This is a genomic window from Salmonella sp. SJTUF15570 (assembly GCF_043357055.1).
Taxonomy (GTDB): Bacteria; Pseudomonadota; Gammaproteobacteria; order Enterobacterales; family Enterobacteriaceae; genus Salmonella; species Salmonella enterica.
The window spans coordinates 211,073-229,316 of sequence record NZ_JBEUKJ010000001.1; the positions used below are offsets into that span (position 1 = coordinate 211,073).

Genomic DNA, 18,244 nt, shown 5'->3' on the forward strand with positions numbered 1-18,244 from the left:
CTCTTCCGGGAGCCTCTACTATTCATATGAACGGCTCTTAACATGTGCGAAAAAACGAAAGGATGGCATATCATGAATATATTCGATCACTATCGCCAGCGTTACGAAGCTGCCAAGGACGAAGAGTTCACACTGCAGGATTTTCTTACCATTTGTCGGCAAGATCGCAGTGCTTATGCCAACGCGGCAGAGCGGCTATTAATGGCTATCGGCGAGCCTAATATGGTCGACACTGCCCAGGAACCCCGACTTTCCCGACTCTTCTCCAACCGGGTTATTGCTCGCTATCCTGCGTTTGAAGAGTTTTACGGCATGGAAGACGCGATTGAACAGATTGTCTCTTATCTGAAACATGCGGCGCAAGGGCTGGAAGAGAAGAAGCAAATTCTCTATTTGCTGGGACCTGTGGGGGGTGGCAAATCATCGCTCGCTGAACGGCTGAAATCGCTAATGCAGCGCGTGCCAATTTATGTTTTAAGCGCCAACGGCGAGCGTAGTCCGGTCAACGATCATCCGTTATGCCTGTTTAATCCGCAGGAAGACGCGCAGATTCTGGAAAAAGAGTACGGTATTCCGCGCCGCTATCTCGGTACGATTATGTCCCCGTGGGCGGCCAAACGCCTGCATGAGTTTGGCGGCGATATTACTAAATTCCGCGTGGTGAAAGTCTGGCCCTCCATTCTGGAGCAAATTGCCATCGCCAAAACGGAACCCGGCGATGAAAACAACCAGGATATTTCGGCGCTGGTCGGCAAGGTGGATATTCGTAAACTCGAACATCACGCCCAGAACGATCCGGATGCGTATGGTTACTCTGGCGCGCTGTGCCGCGCTAACCAGGGGATCATGGAGTTCGTCGAGATGTTTAAAGCGCCTATTAAGGTGCTGCACCCCTTGCTGACCGCAACTCAGGAAGGTAACTACAATGGTACGGAAGGTATTTCCGCCCTGCCCTTTAATGGCATCATACTTGCCCACTCAAACGAATCTGAATGGGTGACTTTCCGTAACAATAAAAATAACGAAGCGTTCCTCGACCGTGTCTATATTGTGAAGGTGCCTTATTGCCTGCGAATCTCCGAAGAGATCAAAATCTACGAGAAACTACTTAATCATAGCGAGCTGGCTCATGCGCCCTGCGCGCCGGGCACATTGGAAACGCTTTCGCGCTTCTCGATTCTTTCCCGCCTGAAAGAGCCGGAAAATTCCAGTATTTACTCGAAAATGCGCGTTTATGACGGTGAAAGCCTGAAAGATACCGACCCTAAAGCCAAATCGTACCAGGAGTATCGCGACTATGCGGGCGTGGATGAAGGGATGAACGGTCTCTCCACCCGATTCGCCTTTAAGATCCTCTCCCGCGTATTCAACTTCGACCATGCGGAAGTAGCGGCAAACCCGGTACATCTGTTCTACGTTCTGGAACAACAAATCGAGCGTGAACAGTTCCCGCAGGAGCAGGCTGAGCGTTATCTGGAGTTCCTGAAAGGCTACCTGATCCCGAAATACGCCGAATTTATCGGCAAGGAGATCCAGACGGCCTATCTCGAATCTTACTCTGAGTACGGGCAGAACATTTTTGATCGTTACGTGACTTATGCGGATTTCTGGATTCAGGATCAGGAGTATCGCGACCCAGATACCGGTCAACTGTTCGATCGCGAGTCGCTGAACGCCGAACTGGAAAAAATTGAAAAACCAGCGGGTATCAGTAACCCGAAAGATTTCCGTAATGAGATAGTAAACTTTGTCCTGCGCGCCAGAGCCAACAATAGCGGCCGTAATCCAAACTGGACCAGTTACGAGAAGCTGCGCACGGTGATTGAGAAAAAAATGTTCTCTAATACTGAAGAGCTGTTGCCGGTCATTTCTTTTAACGCCAAAACGTCGACTGACGAGCAGAAAAAGCATGACGACTTTGTCGATCGGATGATGGAAAAAGGGTATACCCGTAAGCAGGTTCGTTTGCTGTGCGAGTGGTACCTGCGCGTGCGTAAATCGTCGTGATGTTAATGCCCGGTGGCGCTTGCGCTTACCGGGCCTACAAAGTAATGTTCTGTAGACTGGCTAAGCGTTAGCGCTATCCGGCACTAACAGAACAGGCGCTCAGTTGGCAGTACGGGGGGCATATGACCTGGTTCATAGACCGACGTCTTAACGGCAAAAATAAAAGCACGGTGAATCGCCAGCGCTTTTTGCGTCGTTATAAAGCACAAATTAAGCAGTCGATTTCCGAAGCGATTAATAAACGCTCAGTGACCGATGTCGACAGCGGAGAGTCCGTCTCTATTCCAACCGATGATATTAGCGAACCGATGTTTCATCAGGGGCGCGGCGGTCTGCGCCATCGCGTCCATCCGGGTAACGATCACTTTATCCAGAATGATCGCATTGAGCGTCCGCAAAGCGGTGGCGGCGGCGGTTCCGGCAGCGGTCAAGGTCAGGCCAGCCAGGACGGCGAAGGCCAGGATGAGTTTGTTTTTCAGATTTCAAAAGATGAGTATCTGGATCTGCTCTTTGAAGATTTAGCGCTGCCTAATCTGAAAAAAAACCAACATCGCCAGCTTAACGAGTATAAAACTCACCGCGCCGGTTTCACCTCAAACGGCGTGCCGGCCAATATCAGCGTGGTACGTTCGCTACAAAACTCTCTGGCGCGCCGTACAGCAATGACGGCAGGAAAACGCCGCGAACTGCACGCGCTGGAAACGGAACTGGAGACCATCAGCCACAGCGAACCAGCGCAACTGCTTGAAGAGGAGCGATTACGTCGGGAGATTGCCGAACTACGGGCTAAAATCGAGCGAGTGCCGTTTATCGACACCTTTGATTTACGCTATAAAAATTATGAAAAACGGCCTGAGCCCTCCAGCCAGGCGGTGATGTTCTGTCTGATGGACGTCTCGGGTTCGATGGACCAGGCAACCAAAGATATGGCCAAGCGTTTTTACATTCTGCTCTATCTGTTTTTGAGCCGAACATATAAGAACGTCGAAGTGGTTTATATCCGCCACCATACCCAGGCAAAGGAAGTGGACGAACATGAGTTCTTTTATTCGCAAGAGACCGGGGGGACGATTGTCTCCAGCGCGCTTAAACTCATGGATGAAGTGGTTAAAGAGCGCTACGACCCCGGTCAGTGGAACATCTATGCGGCACAAGCGTCAGACGGTGATAACTGGGCCGACGACTCACCGCTGTGCCATGAGATTCTGGCGAAAAAGCTGCTGCCGGTAGTGCGCTATTACAGCTATATCGAGATTACCCGCCGCGCCCACCAGACCTTATGGCGCGAGTATGAACATCTGCAGGCGACGTTCGATAACTTCGCCATGCAGCATATTCGCGATCAGGAGGATATTTATCCGGTATTCCGCGAATTGTTTCAGAAACAGAGCGCCAATCAAAGTGCATAAATAAATCCGCCCGTTCATATGTCGGGCGGGTTTTAATAAACCTGGTGTTCGGTTTTTATGACTGAAGCAATTACCCGCGAATAGTCTGAATGAAGGTATTCCGGCATATCGGGTAATTTAACCCATTAATAGAATTCCATCATGTTAATAACACCAAGGCCAAGACCAAGGCCCCAAATGTCCTGGTTGCCCCACTCCAGGAGGAACAATGTGACAGGCAGGGACTTTATCAAAAACATGATCCAAAACATGTGAAAAAGGATCATCCGCCATCGCCGACGACGTAAAACCTGCTGCCAGTAATGCAAAAAATAACATCACAGCCATCTCTTTAAATCGTTTCATAGAGCCTCAGAACGGAAGTAAATTATTATCCTTACCACTTCACACTCCTTTCATCATCATAATAAAGGTTATTTTCTTTTTGTCACAAATAGATCAGTATTGTTGGTTAAAAATTTAGTTTTTATCACAATAGTCACACATGAAAATATAAACACAGCGTATTAATTGGTTTATTAAATCGAGAATGATTTTTATTCCATAACATCAACGCGTTTTATTTTTAAACAGTCTATTAGAGGAATTCTCATCGCTATGGTAAACTAACGCATCCGACTTTCAGGGCTGTAGTTCATCATGAATTTGCATCATAAAGCGCTCAGGCACTTTATCTCGGCAAGCGTCATCGTTTTGACATCGTCCTTCCTGATTTACGAACTTATTGCTAGCGACAGGGCAATGAATGCCTATATGCGTTATATCATGGAGAGAGCCGATTCGTCGTTTTTGTACGATAAGTATCAGAATCAGAGCATCGCCGCACATTTGATGCGAACTTTTGAAGCGCCGGGAGACCCCGTCACCGCAGAAAAACGCCGCGCTTTTTGCGACGCCTTTGAGGCTATTAACGGTACGCACGGTGTCAACCTGACCCGGCATAATTACCCGGCGCTACATGGTACCCTGCAAACCGCCGCTACACAGTGTACCGATAATCTTGATGACGCCCTTTTACTGCCTGCATTTGATCAGGCGGTAAGCATCAACCGTTCGCAGGACGACCACAGTCACGGGCTGGGCACACTGGAGCTTAAATTCCGTTATTACGTTGATTTAAATAAACATTATGTCTATTTCTATGATTTAATCAACTCACGGCGCTTCGCCATGCATCGTTGGACTTTTTTACAAAAAGGCACAATGGGTATTAACAGAAAAGATATAGATAAACTTTTTACCGGCCGTACGGTTATTTCAAGTATTTACATGGATGATATTACCCAGGAAAACGTCATGAGCTTTTTAACGCCAGTCTATCTGGCGGGAACGTTAAAAGGTATCGTGATGGTGGATGTTAACCAGGATAATTTAAAAAATATTTTTTATACCCAGGACCGTCCGCTGGTTTGGCGTTATCTTAACGTAACACTAAAGGATATGGACTCCGGAAAAGAAATTATTATTAATCAAAGCAAAAATAATCTGTTTCAATATGTAAATTATAGCCATGATATCCCGGGTGGACTGCGCGTTTCGTTGTCCCTTGATTTAACCTATTTCCTTGTCTCGTCCTGGAAAGCGCTGGCCTTTTACTTACTGGCAACGGCGCTCCTGCTTAATATGGTACGGATGCACTTTCGGCTTTATCGTAACGTCACACGCGAAAATATTAGCGATGCCATGACCGGGCTTTACAACCGTAAAATATTAACACCGGAGCTGGAACAGCGACTGCAACGCCTGGTCAATACCGGGACGCCGGTGACATTTGTCGCTATTGATTGCGATAGGTTAAAACTGATCAACGATACCCAGGGGCACCAGGAAGGCGACCGAATTATAACCCTGTTGGCGAAAGCGATTAAAACATCGATTCGTAAAAGCGATTACGCCATTCGCCTCGGCGGCGATGAGTTCTGTATTATTCTTGTTGATTACGCGGCGGATTTGGCTATCCATCTGCCGGAGCGTATTATTCGTAACCTGCAAATTATCGCACCGGATAAGACAGTCCATTTTTCTGCCGGGATTTATAATATGCAGCCCAATGATACGATTAATGATGCCTACCAGGCTTCCGATGCGCAGCTCTATCTGAACAAACAACAAAAACAACATCGTTCATCATAGTGCTTCGCAGTAAATGTTCATATTGCACCAGGAGTAAGAAATGGCCGAAATGACTGAAGTCGCAAAGGGTGTCGCTACACACCAACGTTTAGTGGCTTTATTAACCCAGGAGAACGCGCGCTATCGTGTGGTGAACCATGAAGCGGTAGGGAAATGCGAAGCGGTATCTGAAATACGCGGTACTGCGCTGGGCCAGGGCGCAAAAGCGCTGGTCTGTAAAGTCAAAGGCAACGGCGTCAACCAGCACGTTCTTGCTATTCTGGCGGCCGATCAGCAAGCCGACCTCTCTCAGCTTGCTTCACATCTGGGCGGCTTACGCGCTTCCCTTGCCAGCCCGGCGGAAGTCGATATGTTGACCGGCTGCGTTTTTGGCGCGATCCCGCCTTTCAGTTTTCACCCCAATCTGAAACTGATCGCCGATCCGCTCCTGTTTGAGCGTTTCGATGAAATTGCCTTTAATGCCGGCCTGCTGGAAAAATCAGTCATTATGAATACACAGGACTATCTGCGCATCGCCCGACCAGAACTGGCAGTTTTCCGCCGCTTTCAGTCATCGCCAACGGCTTAGAGCCTATCCCACCAGGCGTTATTGGCGCAGCCAGTTTGGACACGGACAGCGCGCAAAAACCGGAGCGTACACGTAGTACGTGAGGATTTTGAGCACTGCCCAGGTCCAAAATGGCAAGTAAAATAGCCCTAATGGGATAGGCTCTTAGTCCCCTTCCCCTTCAAGGAGCAATACCGACACAACGATAATGATAAAAATGGCGAAAAACGACGCCGTAATCATCAGCGCTTCAAGAAACGGTGGATCGTACATAATTGTATCCTCAGGAAGACAACAATGACGGTTCACCTGTTAGCAATACGCGGCGTTGATGGCAATTTAATGACAACGCCGTTTTTCACGTAGAGATTGTCTTTCAGGCAGTTGCCTGAAATCCGCATCAATCGTTAAAAAGGCCTGTGCGCTTTGCCGTTTGGGCGTAAAGTAGTCAGGCTTACTTTTTGGCAAGGAAACCATAATGTTTGATGTCACTCTGCTGATCCTGCTCGGACTGGCAGCTCTGGGATTTATCAGCCACAACACCACTGTCGCCGTCTCAATTCTGGTGCTGATTATTGTCCGCGTAACCCCGTTGAATACCTTTTTTCCCTGGATTGAAAAACAGGGACTCACCGTCGGGATTATCATTCTGACCATCGGCGTGATGGCTCCCATCGCCAGCGGAACCCTACCGCCCTCCACATTGATCCACTCTTTTGTGAACTGGAAATCGCTGGTCGCGATTGCCGTCGGCGTTTTCGTCTCCTGGCTGGGCGGCCGCGGCATTACGCTGATGGGAAACCAACCGCAGCTCGTCGCCGGGCTGCTGGTCGGTACGGTACTTGGCGTCGCGCTGTTTCGCGGCGTGCCGGTCGGCCCACTGATTGCGGCGGGGTTGGTCTCTTTAATTGTGGGGAAACAGTAACTCGCCCGTCAGATACTGGCCTGGCGTCTGCCCCAGGCCTTTTTTAAACATGGTAATGAATGCCGTGGTGGAATCATAACCCAGCATTTGCGCCGTCTGCTGTACATTACGTCCCGCGATCAGCGCTTGTAGCGCCAGAATTAATTGCAACTGATGACGCCAGCGACGAAAGCTTAGTCCCGTCTCTTTGACGACCAACCGGGCAAGGTTACGCTCGCTCATCGCGAATACGCTGGCCCACTGCCCTAATGTATTCCATCGCGCGGGCTCCTGCGCCATTGTCTCAACCATTTGGCGGATTTTCGGATGCCCCGATACCGGTAATTGCAATTGTTCCTGCGGCTGCTGCGGCAGTTCATCAAACAACACCTGAATAAGGCGCTGCGTTGGCATTTGCGCTCTTTCGGGATCGGTTCTGCGCGCCAGCGACAAAATCAACTCCCGGCATAACGGCGAAATTTTCAGCGTGCAGCAACGCTCCGGCATGACGACCGCCGCAGGTTCAATAAATAAAAAGCACAGCTCCGCCCCTGCGGTCACATGATTACTGTGCGGCAGCGAGCCGGGGAGCCAGACGGCATACTGGGGCGGAACCATCCACATCGCATTTTCCACCTCGCAGGTAATCGCGCCGTGCAGAGCGAGAATCAACTGTCCCTTGCGATGCTGATGGCGAGGGCTAAACAGTTCATCATCCCTGGCGCGAATACAAAAGGCCACAGCGGCATCGTGGTGAAGGTCGGGATCGTAACCATCCAGTCTCAGGCCAATCATTATATTGTCCGATTTTAGCGATAAATTGTCATTTTAGCTTGATTCATCCAAACAGTAAAAACTGTTAAGGTATCGCCTCGCCTGACGAGATGAGAAAACGATGACGACAGCCCTTTCACCACGCGGCAAACAGGGCGCTTTACTGATTGCCGGTATTTTGATGATAGCCACTACGCTGCGCGTAACATTTACCGGCGCTGCGCCGTTGCTGGAGACAATCCGTTCGGATTACGGTCTTTCCACCGCCCAGACGGGCCTGCTAACAACCTTGCCGCTTCTGGCGTTTGCACTGGTTTCACCACTGGCGGCCGGTATTGCGCGCCGGTTCGGGATGGAACGTAGTCTGTTCGCCGCAATGCTGCTGATTTGCGCGGGTATTGCCCTCCGCTCCCTGCCCTCCGCTGCATTGTTATTTGCCGGAACTGCCATTATTGGGTGCGGGATCGCGCTGGGTAATGTGCTGCTACCAGGATTGATTAAGCGCGATTTTTCACAACATGTCGCCAGGCTGACGGGCGCGTACTCATTGACGATGGGCGCCGCCGCCGCGTTGGGGTCCGCGCTGGTGGTTCCGCTGGCGTTGCACGGTTTTGGCTGGCGCGGCGCGCTGTTAATGCTAATGCTGTTTCCGCTGTTGGCGTTTCTTATCTGGTTGCCGCAGTGGCGCACTACCCGCTCAGCTAACCTGAGTAGCTCCCGGGCATTACATGAACGCGGTATCTGGCGTTCGCCTTTAGCCTGGCAAGTTACGTTGTTTCTGGGACTTAACTCACTGATTTATTATGTGATTATCGGCTGGTTACCAACAATACTCATCAGCCACGGTTACAGCGAAGCACAGGCAGGATCGCTACATGGCCTGCTGCAACTGGCGACCGCGGCGCCTGGGTTAGCCATTCCGCTTATTTTGCATCGCTTTAACGATCAACGCTGGATTGCCGCGCTGGTCTCACTCTTGTGCGCGGTGGGCGCGGCGGGGCTTTGGTTTGTGCCGGGCCAGGCTGTCATCTGGACGCTACTGTTCGGCTTCGGTTCAGGCGCGACGATGATCCTCGGCCTGACGTTTATCGGCCTGCGCGCCAGTTCGGCGCATCAGGCGGCGGCGCTTTCCGGCATGGCGCAGTCGGTCGGGTATTTACTGGCGGCATGTGGGCCGCCCGTCATGGGAAAACTTCATGATGCCAGCGGTAGCTGGTATCTACCGCTGTCAGGCGTAACGGTTCTGGCTATCATCATGGCGATTTTCGGCCTCTACGCCGGACGCGATCGAGAGATAGCGTCATAAATAAACCTGATACCCACTTGAATGCCTGATGACGCTTCGTTTATCAGGCCTGATCCATTAAAATCATTACCGCTATCCGACAAAAGTACCGTAAGCGACACCAACACAGGAGGGAAAAATGCGAATCCAGTGTAAGCGCGTCTATTTCCCGGCGGAAAAAGACGATGGTTATCGGGTATTGGTTGACAGGCTATGGCCGCGCGGCATTAAAAAAGCAGCGCTGGTCTATGATGAATGGAATAAGGCCATTACGCCCTCCACCGAATTGCGCAAAGCCTTTCATAGCGAACTGATTGATTTTAACCACTTCGCGCAGCAATACCGGGCAGAACTTGCGCAACAGCATCAAGAAGGCAAACGTCTGGCGGATATTGCCCGACACCAGCCGCTAACGTTGCTATACGCCGCTAAAGATACTCGCCAGAACCATGCCATTGTGCTGGCAGAGTGGCTACGAGAGCTGTGATTGTCGTGCCGCCGCCTGGCCTGGTTGTCTGTCCGGGGACAACGGCATCAAATGTTCTGCCCGCACCCAGGCAAAACCGTGCTGGCCATCGGCGGAGGCTACATCGCCCGTGACCAGCCACAGCGCCCGAGGCGCTTCTTTCGGCAGTAAGGTGACGTGTCCATTTACCGGGTTAATGAATTCATCTCCGGGTTGACACAGGCAAAATAGCTCAACCGATTTACCAATATTCTGCCGTCCGGCGGGTGTTTTAGCGCCAATAACTATTGCCAACGCGCCCGGCTTTAACTGAAACATATTTTCTTGCGCCGCATGAAACTCATTATCAGATTGTTCTTAATCATATCCCGTCGGACCACAGGTTGTCACTTTTTCGTATCAGGGTGCTCTCTGCGCCATAACGTCCACTCATCAATGATTTCGCCATTGGGCAATTTGCAATCGGAACGCACGCCTTGTGGGGTCTGCACCGGCATCAGCGTACCGCCCTGTTGCTCACAGTAGACGGCTGCCGGATTAGGCATCCCAATGCGCGGCGGCCGGGGGGCGTTGGGTTGCGACGATGAACAAGCGCTCAGCAGCAATACGCCTGGCAACGCAATCCACGTAAATTTCATAACGACTCCTTAAAGCGATATTTTGTCCAGGATAACCTGGCGGGTACGCTATTTCCATACTTTCTGTCAGCGCTTTAGTGGGTGTTTATCCCGGGTTAAGTCAGTAATAGCCACGCCCTGTCACAAAGCAACCGACCTTTTGTCGCTGAGAAAACCCTGCTATTCTGGCGCCCCCTGAACAGTGAAGGTAATAGCATGAGAGTGGGTATCCTCTTCCCTGTCGTCATTTTCATTACGGCAATATTATTTTTGGCATGGTTTTTTATTGGCGGTTACGCCGCGCCGGGAGCATAACCATGAGGAAAACAACGATGGTGTTGATGGGCATCGCGCTAATTGCGGCGGCGGGTACCGAACTGGGCTGGTGGTAAATTCATTTTGAATAATAAAGGCTACCTGTCGTAGCCTTTATTATCTCTGAAAGTTCTGCGTTTAGCTTTTGATTTTTCTGTAGATTAACAGCACGACAATCGCACCGATCACCGCGACTGCAAAGCTGCCGAAGTTGAAACCATCCACTTTGCCAAAGCCAAAGAACGTACTGATCCATCCTCCGACTACCGCACCAACGATCCCCAGAATGATCGTCATAAAGAATCCGCCGCCATCTTTACCTGGCATGATCCACTTAGCCAAAATACCCGCAATAAGTCCAAAAATAATCCATGAAAGAATGCCCATTTTTTCCTCACTTATGTCTTAACGTTAGCGGTTTATTTGCCGTTAAAAAGAATAGCACATCGTCAGGAAAGTGAAGTTTGTGATATCCATCACCTTTTAGCGTCGTGGATAAAAGCGCATAAATATCAGGGTTGCAATCATTAATGATAACGATTATCTTTATCAATACCGAGTGGTTGAGTTTATAACCCACCTGTTCGGTACGACATTGCTCACATTGCTTCCAGTATTATTTGCCCGCCTCACCGAGTGCGGGCTTTTTTTGCTAACCGCTATCTATCCCATGCCGAATTCATGGTCTTTTTCAGCCGCGCTATTTTGCGTGATACGGGGTCATCTCCAGCGCAGTACATTCATCCTGCTTGTCCTGCTGCATAAACACCACGGTCACCATAAACAAACCGATCATAAATGGCACTTCATAAAGCTCTTCAATCAAATCTGTGTAACGAGCGTTATGCAGGAATATCGGCGACAACCACCGATGATGCTCGACAGTGTCGGAAATCAGATATGAACATGCCGTCACGGTAAACAGCCACAATGGCAGAGGAGCGTCCCGTAGGCGACGAACAATCTCCTTACGTAGCCCGGCAGAAAACAGGACTGGCAAGACTAACGCAGCAATTAATATCACTGAAATCGTTCTGAACAGCATACGCGGCTCGTCAGGGAAATAGTCACGCCCCCAACTGGTGCTTCTACCCAATAGCACCACCCACCAGACAACAGCCCATAGCCAAAACTGCTTTGCCCCTTCGGGACGGGAAAGTGGCCGTATATACCAGGCGGTAAATAGCGCCCCAAACAGTAACCATAACGCTTGTCCGTTTTCAATCCATCGGACCACCACGCCGTTAAGCAAAGGCAATTGCCAGTCCGCCGTAAACGGGATGACCACAGCGGCAAGCGCAAGAGTAAGTGCTGACGAAGTTAATCGGGTATCGAGTTTCATGATTATAAGACTCTTCTGGTTTTTAATACCCAATCATAAGTTTTATGAATACGCTCTCATTAGCAAACAATGCGATATTCTTAATGTTTTCTTAATGTTTCTTTTCAACCCATGTCTGATGTAAATAAACAGCGCTTTTCAATACGCAAAAACCGCATCACGCTGGCGACGCGCGATGCGGCTTCTGATTTAAAAAATCACTTTATATCAAATAGATACTACAAGATCCTTACCAACCGCAAACGTCGTGTTCGTTTTCGGTATCGTAGGAACGCACGGTATTGACCAAATCCTTCACAACTTCTGCTGCAACTTCAGGTACCAGCAACGTCATCGGTGCTTCCGTTTCATAGTCCACAGAGACGCCGTTGCTATTATTCGTGACCGTGACAGTATAAGTAGCTTTTCCCATTATTATTCTCTCCCGGCATGAATGACTTTTCGTGAGGTCGCCCCTTCCATCAGTACTTCCGGCGCGACAAAAAAGTCGATGTTAAAATAGGTATCATCCGTCATGACCTCAATATTGTGCCACTTTTCCGGAGGAAACACGCCAAACTCGCCGGCATTGATCACCATGATTTCTTCCGGCTCAGAGCAATGTTCATCAGCGTATCCGAGATATTTGACCGCCCCCTGCATCACCGAGAGACGAGGATAAACGCCGGGTCGCGTTCCCTTATCAAGGTGGCGTTCGAAAATTCCGGCAGGCGCCGTCTCTTTGTTCCAGAAGGGCGTGGAACGTGTATGGATATGATTTTGTGGAATTTGCCGCATTTGCTTCCCTCTTCCCGCAGGTTACTCAGCGATAATCTCATCGCTGTCGTAAAAAGGTTACGCTCCAAAAACAGCATTTTAAATACCATTTATTGGTTACTATTTTGCTGTTTTCCACGCAATAAAACCGAAAGGAGAGCAATGACCCGCCGTTGACGACGGGTCCAGGTGGTTAAGACTGGAGCGTTGCCAGCCGGGCGGCAAATCCGACGAAAAGAAGGCCAATCAAAGAATTGCCCACTTTTGCCAGTTTCTTTTTGGTACCAATATAGTGGGTTACAAAAGCGCCAGAAAGAATTAAAAAGCTCAGATAGCAAAAACTGACGATTTCAAGGGTGGTGGCCAAAATAAAAAATGACACGCCAGTATGCGGCGCAGTAACGTCAATAAATTGCACAAAAAAGGAAACATAAAAAAGTATGGCTTTAGGATTCGTCAGGCTAAGAATTAAAGCACGCTTAAAAATAGCGCCAAAAGGAACTACCGTTTCCGTCGCCGCACGCCCTTTTGAGGTCAGCGTGGCGTAAAGGATTTTTGCGCCAAGGTAGAGCAGATAAAACGCGCCGAGATAGCGAACAATGTTAAACAGAACCGGCGTTGTTTTGATCAGCGTCGCCACGCCCGCATACGCCAGAAACATTAATATCGCATCGCCGATAAACACGCCGCATGCGGCAAGATATCCTCCTTTAACCCCGCGTCCCACGCTGTTTTTAAGCACAAAAAGCGTATTCGGCCCCGGCACCAGAACGATAAAAATCGCCCCGACCAGGTACGTCCAATAATTCAGAACACCATACTCCGCGAACACATTAACCTCTTCCTGAAAACATTTACGCTTAGCTGCGAAACAGTATGCTAACGAATGCACCGGAAGATGGGAAGCGAAACCACGTCTCTCCAGCCGCTATTCCGCCACGCTTATATCCACATCACCCAAAAACGTTCTTGTATCGCGCCCCCCGCAGGTAATCACCAGGTATTGGCCCACGTTTCCTCATGGGGAATTAACGCGCGCGTCGTACCAAAGACAGGGCTGCCAACACATCACTGATATCGCTCTCATTCAGATTCGGCGCATTAAACTTCGCTCTCAGCCACACCATATCCTCGTGGCTGAAAGCGCCGACCATCAAGCGCTGGCTGATAATGATCAACATTTGATTATCAAGTTGTCGAATACGTTGCCGGGTGACCGACAAGGTTTGTATCGGAAAGGAGGGTTCTGAGCCGGTTCGCCACTGCGCTAAATAGCGGTACTGTATCGCTTTACTGGCATCCATTAGCGAACGAATAAAAGGGGTTATCGAATGCGGGTCCAGACCGTTATTTTTCGCTTCTTCTTCAGCCTCGGCGAAAACATTTTGTTCACGCGTGAAATCCTCTATCGGCAGATGGTGCTTCATTTTATAAGCAGCCACATCTTTCATTAATAACATGCGTTCATTGAGCGCGGTTAAGAGCGCGCCAAGCGATACCGACGTTACCGAATCGGCAAAAGTGGTGCTGCACATCAATAAAGAACAAAGAAAAATGGCGATATGACGAATCATTAATCAACCTCCTTTTACGGAGGCCTGACAGTAATTTACCTTTATTAAGATAACATTAAGTAATTATTACAGATGGGTATTAATGCTTATTCGTTTAAACTGGAGTGATAAAAAGAACAGGCCGTTGATTCTGCGGAATCTTCACCTTCATTTAAAGTGTATAAAATATACAACAAATCACACAAATGTGATGCATATCACGTTTTTATGATTTTTTATTACAGTTTTATGATATAGGTCTAACTTTAATAAGTCACTAATTTCTCTCCCCCGCTCAGGGAGATCGGCTTCAATTTACATCGAATATGGTGAAATATGACTACCATTACACTAGTCAACGAACAAAATAGTACTGGCAATCCTTTTTCTGCACATATGTTATGTGAACAGCGAGCTATTCAGGAAATTACTTACGAACTATTGCAATCGCAGCAGCATGTCTCAAATAAGGATATCATCGCCAAACTTATTGAAAAACTGGAAACAGAAAAAGACGTAGTGCAGCTTGATATTTACCGTAATGCCTTAGAAGCCGTTTTGTTTCAGACACCTGACGACATCTAATATATACCCAAAATAATTCGAGTTGCTTAAAGGCGGCAAGGGAGTGAGTCCCCAGAAGCATAGATAACTATATGACTGGGGTGAACGACAAATCTGCCGGGAGCAGATTTGAACGTCGCGTGCGACGGCCCGTCAGGGCGAGGCCCATGGATGGGCCGAGTAATCCGTAGCCAACACATAAGCAACTTGGAGTATGAAGGGTATAAACAAGGGAGGGGGTTACTCCTCCCCTGTTCGTTAATAATGCAGATGCCTCAACGTGCGGTGCCTGATTTTTCGTAGCCGTTTGCATGGATTTGCGGTGCAACATGCTGCATGCTTTCCGGCATCTCATGCTGCCGATATACGGCTGGCAGTAATGTTAAGCATGAGCCATTTTTCACATGAAGACTAAATTTACCCGATTCTTTTAAAGCCTGAATAAGATTTTCCTGCGCGGGAGTTAATGTCTCATCATGCCACAGAACAATATGCTCGAAAGACGTTGATAAAAGATCGGGCATCGGCGCCTGCCAGGGGATGACTTCAACTCGCATACCTTCACTACAATATTTAATCGTTTCCAGCCATAGCTCAATGGGGTCGTTCAGCGAAAACGCAGCAATAAGCATTGTGCCTGCTGGCGCCTTTCGTACGCTACTTAGCTGGAACGTGGCGTATTCAATAATCGCAGTATCCAGTAATGCCTTTTCAAATCGGCGTGCATCATCATCGCCTGCGGACAACCACAGCCGTAAAGGACGCAGTATTGACTCAATGACGATACACGGCGGAATTTCCCGACCATAACGCCAGAGTAATTTTCGCAATTTGGCGGGTTCGAATTTTCTACACTGCGCTAAAATCTCTTCCTGGTAGAATAACCATCCCGAGCGGCAATGCGTTTCTTCACCATAGAGGGCAGGTTTAATCTCTTTTAATGAGAAGCCTTTGCTTAACGCGTCGATAATATGCTGTATTCTGATAGCATCTTCTATGCAATAAAAACGATTGCCAGCTTCATCTTTGGTAGGTTGAAGCAGGCCATAGCGTTCCCAGGACCTGATATTTGCTGTTGTGACACCACACTGCGCCGCCATTGCGCTAATACTAAAAGTAGCCATGCCTGTCTGGCCTCATGATGATGTAAGAAAGCATAGTGAACCTAAACGCCATCAGAAGCAAATCATTATTAAGCAATGACCTTACTATTTACACGGGAAATTACATTATCAACATTATTTATTGTAAGCCAGTGCATAAAGGCTTTAGAGACGGACAGTATTTGATAATCCAGAACTGTTCTACAACCTAATTTAGTCAGAACATGGTAGCGTACTGAGTAAATAGTTTTTAAATGTACATTTAGCTCACAGCTTATTTGTCGGATATCCATTCCTTTAACAAGCATCGCCAAAACATTTCTTTCATTCGCCGTTAATCTGACTTTCTCTGACCTGGGAAAAAATTGACCAGCAGCGGCCAAAATCAGTAACTCACGCCACTCAGCAATAGAGGCATCGACCTTTATTCGATATATGACATGATGTTCATCAATAAAGTTATATTCATTATGGGTAACAATTCCAATGAGTACCGTTTTAAATGTGGAAGTAATATACTGCTGTACGGTGTAGTAATCGTCGATATCAAAAATAATATAATTTACGTTACCAGCTATTATTGCGACGTCCTTAAATAAGGACTCCAGACCATAATTAAGAAACAGGTTTTCGCTCAATAGTCTTGTATCTGTCTTTAAAACAGATGATGCGGAACCAGTCATATCCACCTCAACAAAACGAGAGCCATGTGGGAATATCCATTCGATGGCCCGCATAAGATCATCTGCTTACTTCAGCGATGAGAACCTATTAAGTAGTAGTTGAGGAACGCCGTTTGCGCAACCTGACAGACGTCCTGGGGCATCTTATGTGAACTGCGTGGGGATGTGCGCTTTCGCAAAATCCACAAAGCGTACGACCGCAGGCAGCAAAATATGCCAGTCCTGTTGCTCCAGACCTAAATATTCACGCTGCGCCGCACGCAACGTAGCAGCATACTCTTCTGGCAACTGAGGTAACAGCCAGTCAGCCGCCGCATCCTTAGAGGTAAATCTCCCGGTAGAAAGGGTGTACCAGATACGCGCCAGGGTTAAAACGATATGATACTCATCTCCCTGCACATCTGCCGTGGATTGCCAAAGGTCGAGGGGATAACGCAAGGCCTTCAGCAACTGCGCCGCAGGGGCTGGCGTGAACAGCCGTTCCGCGCGTTCTCCCTTTAGCGGTATACTGGTTTCCAGAATCTGGGTTATCAATAACACAATGTCCCAGTCCTGTTGCGCTGGTTCATAAATCCCCTGACAAATGTCCTCTCTTAGCCACTCGCCAAATTGCATTTCCCGGGAAGGTGGAAAACACCAGGGAACCAGCTGCGAATAAAGCACGACAGTGACCTCCAGAGCGCGTTTTTCTGCCGACGCCCCCGGCGGCGATGAAAGCGCCAGCAACTCCTGCATCAGCATTGCGCGTTGGGCCTCCGTCAGCGGCTGGCATATTGTCACCAGTAGATCAATGTCGCTGTTTGGCTTCAGACCGCCCGCGACAGCGGAACCATATAAATGAATAGCACGCAACGTATCGCCTGTGACACGAGTAATCAGGCGACATGCCGCTTCCGTTTGGCATTGAATCGAGGGCGGTATGGACAGCGTCATCATCGCTCCGGGGGCGCAGGTATTTTTTATATTGATTGCCAGAAATATGGCATAACGGCAGAAAAAAAGCTCGCTATTCATAGCGAGCTTTTAACATTGCAATCAGACTTAATGATGTAGCATTTCGTCAACGACCTCATTCGCCTTTAACTGATAAGGATAATAGGTAGGCCAGTTTTCCATCTCTTGCAACAATGCCTGCTGCGAGATATTTCCCATAAAGATATGGAAGTGCGCCGATTTGCGCGGGGCAATGATATGATCGCTAAACTGAACATATTTAGGCGCTTTGCTATTCGCATCTTTACATTCGAACAGGTAGCGCACCCCTTTTTTACCCGATGCGTAAGTCAGAATTTTATAGCCGGCATAATTGTATTTACAGGATGCAACGTTATTGTCGCGATGGAATTCTATAACGCCATTTTCAATGCCGATCGTCTCAACATTCGTCACGTATCCTTTGCGATAATACGCTTTAATATCCTCAAACGTTTTCTCCGGGTCTTTCTTCGCCTTTTGCCTGAAGACAGGGTCCAGCTCGCCGCTGACCAGATAAGGATAGACGGATTGCCACATACCATCCCAGTCGGTGAGCGCGCGATCGCGTACATTAGCGTCATCAAACACGCCCGCTGCCGCTTTTTGCTCAACCTCCGTCATCGGCGCGCCATGAGCATGATGACCATGCGCGAAGGCAGGACTATTTACCAACAGCATTCCCAGAAGCATTGTCAGTTTTTTTAAATGAATCACCAAAACGTTACCCTCATCTTTCTTAGAAAGATGATTGTTATATTATAACATTGCATTTATTTCAACAGAAACTCAGCGGCCACCGCGCAGGTGGCCT

24 protein-coding genes and 1 pseudogene are annotated in these 18,244 nt (G+C 48.6%); 10 read left to right on the plus strand and 15 right to left on the minus strand.

Translation table 11 applies throughout. The annotated features are described in order from the left end of the window. Positions 1-72 precede the first annotated feature (72 nt). On the plus strand, positions 73-2,007 hold the full coding sequence (gene yeaG, locus ABVN44_RS01080; RefSeq protein ID WP_001518010.1) for a protein kinase YeaG: 1,935 nt from the start codon (positions 73-75) through the stop codon (positions 2,005-2,007). Positions 2,008-2,129: 122 nt separating this feature from the next. Then, entirely contained in the window at positions 2,130-3,416 is a 1,287-nt protein-coding gene (locus ABVN44_RS01085) for a YeaH/YhbH family protein (protein WP_023258651.1), read from the plus strand. Between the two features lie 144 nt (positions 3,417-3,560). Here the strand turns inward: ABVN44_RS01085 and ABVN44_RS01090 are convergent, their stop codons facing one another. After that, positions 3,561-3,761, minus strand: a complete 201-nt coding sequence (locus tag ABVN44_RS01090) for a hypothetical protein (protein WP_024148491.1) — start codon at positions 3,759-3,761, stop codon at positions 3,561-3,563. A 294-nt stretch (positions 3,762-4,055) separates the two neighbouring features. On the opposite strand from ABVN44_RS01090, the gene dgcJ reads away from it, so the two are divergent. Then, entirely contained in the window at positions 4,056-5,549 is a 1,494-nt protein-coding gene (dgcJ, locus tag ABVN44_RS01095) for a diguanylate cyclase DgcJ (protein WP_023182066.1), read from the plus strand. A gap of 49 nt (positions 5,550-5,598) precedes the next feature. Continuing rightward, the gene (locus ABVN44_RS01100) at positions 5,599-6,117 is read left to right on the plus strand and encodes a YbaK/prolyl-tRNA synthetase associated domain-containing protein (protein WP_161397179.1); all 519 of its coding nucleotides are present in this window, start codon (positions 5,599-5,601) and stop codon (positions 6,115-6,117) included. Between the two features lie 144 nt (positions 6,118-6,261). Here ABVN44_RS01100 and yoaI read toward each other — a convergent pair whose 3' ends face one another. After that, positions 6,262-6,369 (minus strand): small membrane protein YoaI, encoded by a 108-nt coding sequence (gene yoaI / locus ABVN44_RS01105; RefSeq protein WP_000272239.1) that lies wholly within the window; start codon positions 6,367-6,369, stop codon positions 6,262-6,264. A gap of 205 nt (positions 6,370-6,574) precedes the next feature. Here yoaI and ABVN44_RS01110 point away from each other — a divergent pair, with 205 nt between their 5' ends. Then, positions 6,575-7,021 (plus strand): DUF441 domain-containing protein, encoded by a 447-nt coding sequence (locus ABVN44_RS01110; protein WP_000460698.1) that lies wholly within the window; start codon positions 6,575-6,577, stop codon positions 7,019-7,021. On the opposite strand, the gene ABVN44_RS01115 is transcribed toward ABVN44_RS01110, so the two are convergent. Next, positions 7,001-7,795 (minus strand): helix-turn-helix transcriptional regulator, encoded by a 795-nt coding sequence (locus ABVN44_RS01115; RefSeq protein WP_048348861.1) that lies wholly within the window; start codon positions 7,793-7,795, stop codon positions 7,001-7,003. The two genes, ABVN44_RS01110 and ABVN44_RS01115, sit on opposite strands and share 21 nt — an antisense overlap. 100 nt (positions 7,796-7,895) lie before the next feature. On the opposite strand from ABVN44_RS01115, the gene ABVN44_RS01120 reads away from it, so the two are divergent. Then, positions 7,896-9,080 carry a CynX/NimT family MFS transporter gene (locus ABVN44_RS01120; protein ID WP_000205342.1) on the plus strand — a complete coding sequence of 395 codons (1,185 nt, stop codon included), beginning with the start codon at positions 7,896-7,898 and terminating at the stop codon, positions 9,078-9,080. A 118-nt stretch (positions 9,081-9,198) separates the two neighbouring features. Continuing rightward, positions 9,199-9,546 carry a DUF488 domain-containing protein gene (locus ABVN44_RS01125; protein ID WP_001222527.1) on the plus strand — a complete coding sequence of 116 codons (348 nt, stop codon included), beginning with the start codon at positions 9,199-9,201 and terminating at the stop codon, positions 9,544-9,546. Here ABVN44_RS01125 and ABVN44_RS01130 read toward each other — a convergent pair. Further along, a complete protein-coding gene (locus tag ABVN44_RS01130) occupies positions 9,532-9,843 on the minus strand; it encodes a hypothetical protein (protein ID WP_000487126.1) in 312 nt (103 codons plus the stop codon). The two genes, ABVN44_RS01125 and ABVN44_RS01130, sit on opposite strands and share 15 nt — an antisense overlap. Before the next feature lie 68 nt (positions 9,844-9,911). Then, positions 9,912-10,163, minus strand: a complete 252-nt coding sequence (locus tag ABVN44_RS01135) for a DUF333 domain-containing protein (RefSeq protein WP_000673492.1) — start codon at positions 10,161-10,163, stop codon at positions 9,912-9,914. Between the two features lie 195 nt (positions 10,164-10,358). On the opposite strand from ABVN44_RS01135, the gene ABVN44_RS01140 reads away from it, so the two are divergent. Beyond that, positions 10,359-10,457, plus strand: coding sequence for a YoaK family small membrane protein (locus ABVN44_RS01140; RefSeq protein WP_001589065.1), 99 nt, complete (start codon positions 10,359-10,361; stop codon positions 10,455-10,457). A gap of 138 nt (positions 10,458-10,595) precedes the next feature. Here the strand turns inward: ABVN44_RS01140 and ABVN44_RS01145 are convergent, their stop codons facing one another. The 6 genes from ABVN44_RS01145 to ABVN44_RS01170 form a co-directional block, all read right to left on the minus strand. Then, the gene (locus ABVN44_RS01145; protein ID WP_000512149.1) at positions 10,596-10,844 is read right to left on the minus strand and encodes a GlsB/YeaQ/YmgE family stress response membrane protein; all 249 of its coding nucleotides are present in this window, start codon (positions 10,842-10,844) and stop codon (positions 10,596-10,598) included. A gap of 313 nt (positions 10,845-11,157) precedes the next feature. Further along, a complete protein-coding gene (locus ABVN44_RS01150; protein WP_001532438.1) occupies positions 11,158-11,799 on the minus strand; it encodes a hypothetical protein in 642 nt (213 codons plus the stop codon). Positions 11,800-12,028: 229 nt separating this feature from the next. Beyond that, positions 12,029-12,211 (minus strand): DUF1869 domain-containing protein, encoded by a 183-nt coding sequence (locus tag ABVN44_RS01155; RefSeq protein WP_000513733.1) that lies wholly within the window; start codon positions 12,209-12,211, stop codon positions 12,029-12,031. Positions 12,212-12,213: 2 nt separating this feature from the next. After that, positions 12,214-12,576 (minus strand): DUF1971 domain-containing protein YeaR, encoded by a 363-nt coding sequence (gene yeaR, locus ABVN44_RS01160; RefSeq protein WP_001248993.1) that lies wholly within the window; start codon positions 12,574-12,576, stop codon positions 12,214-12,216. 172 nt (positions 12,577-12,748) lie between these two features. Beyond that, positions 12,749-13,387, minus strand: coding sequence for a leucine efflux protein LeuE (leuE, locus tag ABVN44_RS01165; RefSeq protein ID WP_000457190.1), 639 nt, complete (start codon positions 13,385-13,387; stop codon positions 12,749-12,751). A 196-nt stretch (positions 13,388-13,583) separates the two neighbouring features. After that, a complete protein-coding gene (locus ABVN44_RS01170; protein ID WP_000617988.1) occupies positions 13,584-14,129 on the minus strand; it encodes a chorismate mutase in 546 nt (181 codons plus the stop codon). Between the two features lie 82 nt (positions 14,130-14,211). On the opposite strand from ABVN44_RS01170, the pseudogene ABVN44_RS01175 reads away from it, so the two are divergent. Continuing rightward, a pseudogene (locus ABVN44_RS01175) lies at positions 14,212-14,366 on the plus strand (hypothetical protein). A gap of 78 nt (positions 14,367-14,444) precedes the next feature. After that, positions 14,445-14,693 carry a biofilm/acid-resistance regulator YmgB/AriR gene (locus ABVN44_RS01180; protein ID WP_000208086.1) on the plus strand — a complete coding sequence of 83 codons (249 nt, stop codon included), beginning with the start codon at positions 14,445-14,447 and terminating at the stop codon, positions 14,691-14,693. A 254-nt stretch (positions 14,694-14,947) separates the two neighbouring features. Here ABVN44_RS01180 and ABVN44_RS01185 read toward each other — a convergent pair whose 3' ends face one another. The 4 genes from ABVN44_RS01185 to zinT form a co-directional block, all read right to left on the minus strand. After that, complete coding sequence (locus ABVN44_RS01185; RefSeq protein ID WP_000190260.1) at positions 14,948-15,796, minus strand: MerR family transcriptional regulator; 849 nt, start codon at positions 15,794-15,796, stop codon at positions 14,948-14,950. Between the two features lie 68 nt (positions 15,797-15,864). Then, positions 15,865-16,458 carry a helix-turn-helix transcriptional regulator gene (locus ABVN44_RS01190; protein ID WP_023232223.1) on the minus strand — a complete coding sequence of 198 codons (594 nt, stop codon included), beginning with the start codon at positions 16,456-16,458 and terminating at the stop codon, positions 15,865-15,867. Between the two features lie 144 nt (positions 16,459-16,602). After that, positions 16,603-17,391 carry a cryptic aminoglycoside nucleotidyltransferase ANT(3'')/ANT(9) gene (aadA, locus tag ABVN44_RS01195; RefSeq protein ID WP_023232224.1) on the minus strand — a complete coding sequence of 263 codons (789 nt, stop codon included), beginning with the start codon at positions 17,389-17,391 and terminating at the stop codon, positions 16,603-16,605. Positions 17,392-17,499: 108 nt separating this feature from the next. Then, on the minus strand, positions 17,500-18,147 hold the full coding sequence (gene zinT / locus ABVN44_RS01200; protein WP_164525745.1) for a metal-binding protein ZinT: 648 nt from the start codon (positions 18,145-18,147) through the stop codon (positions 17,500-17,502). Positions 18,148-18,244 lie beyond the last annotated feature (97 nt).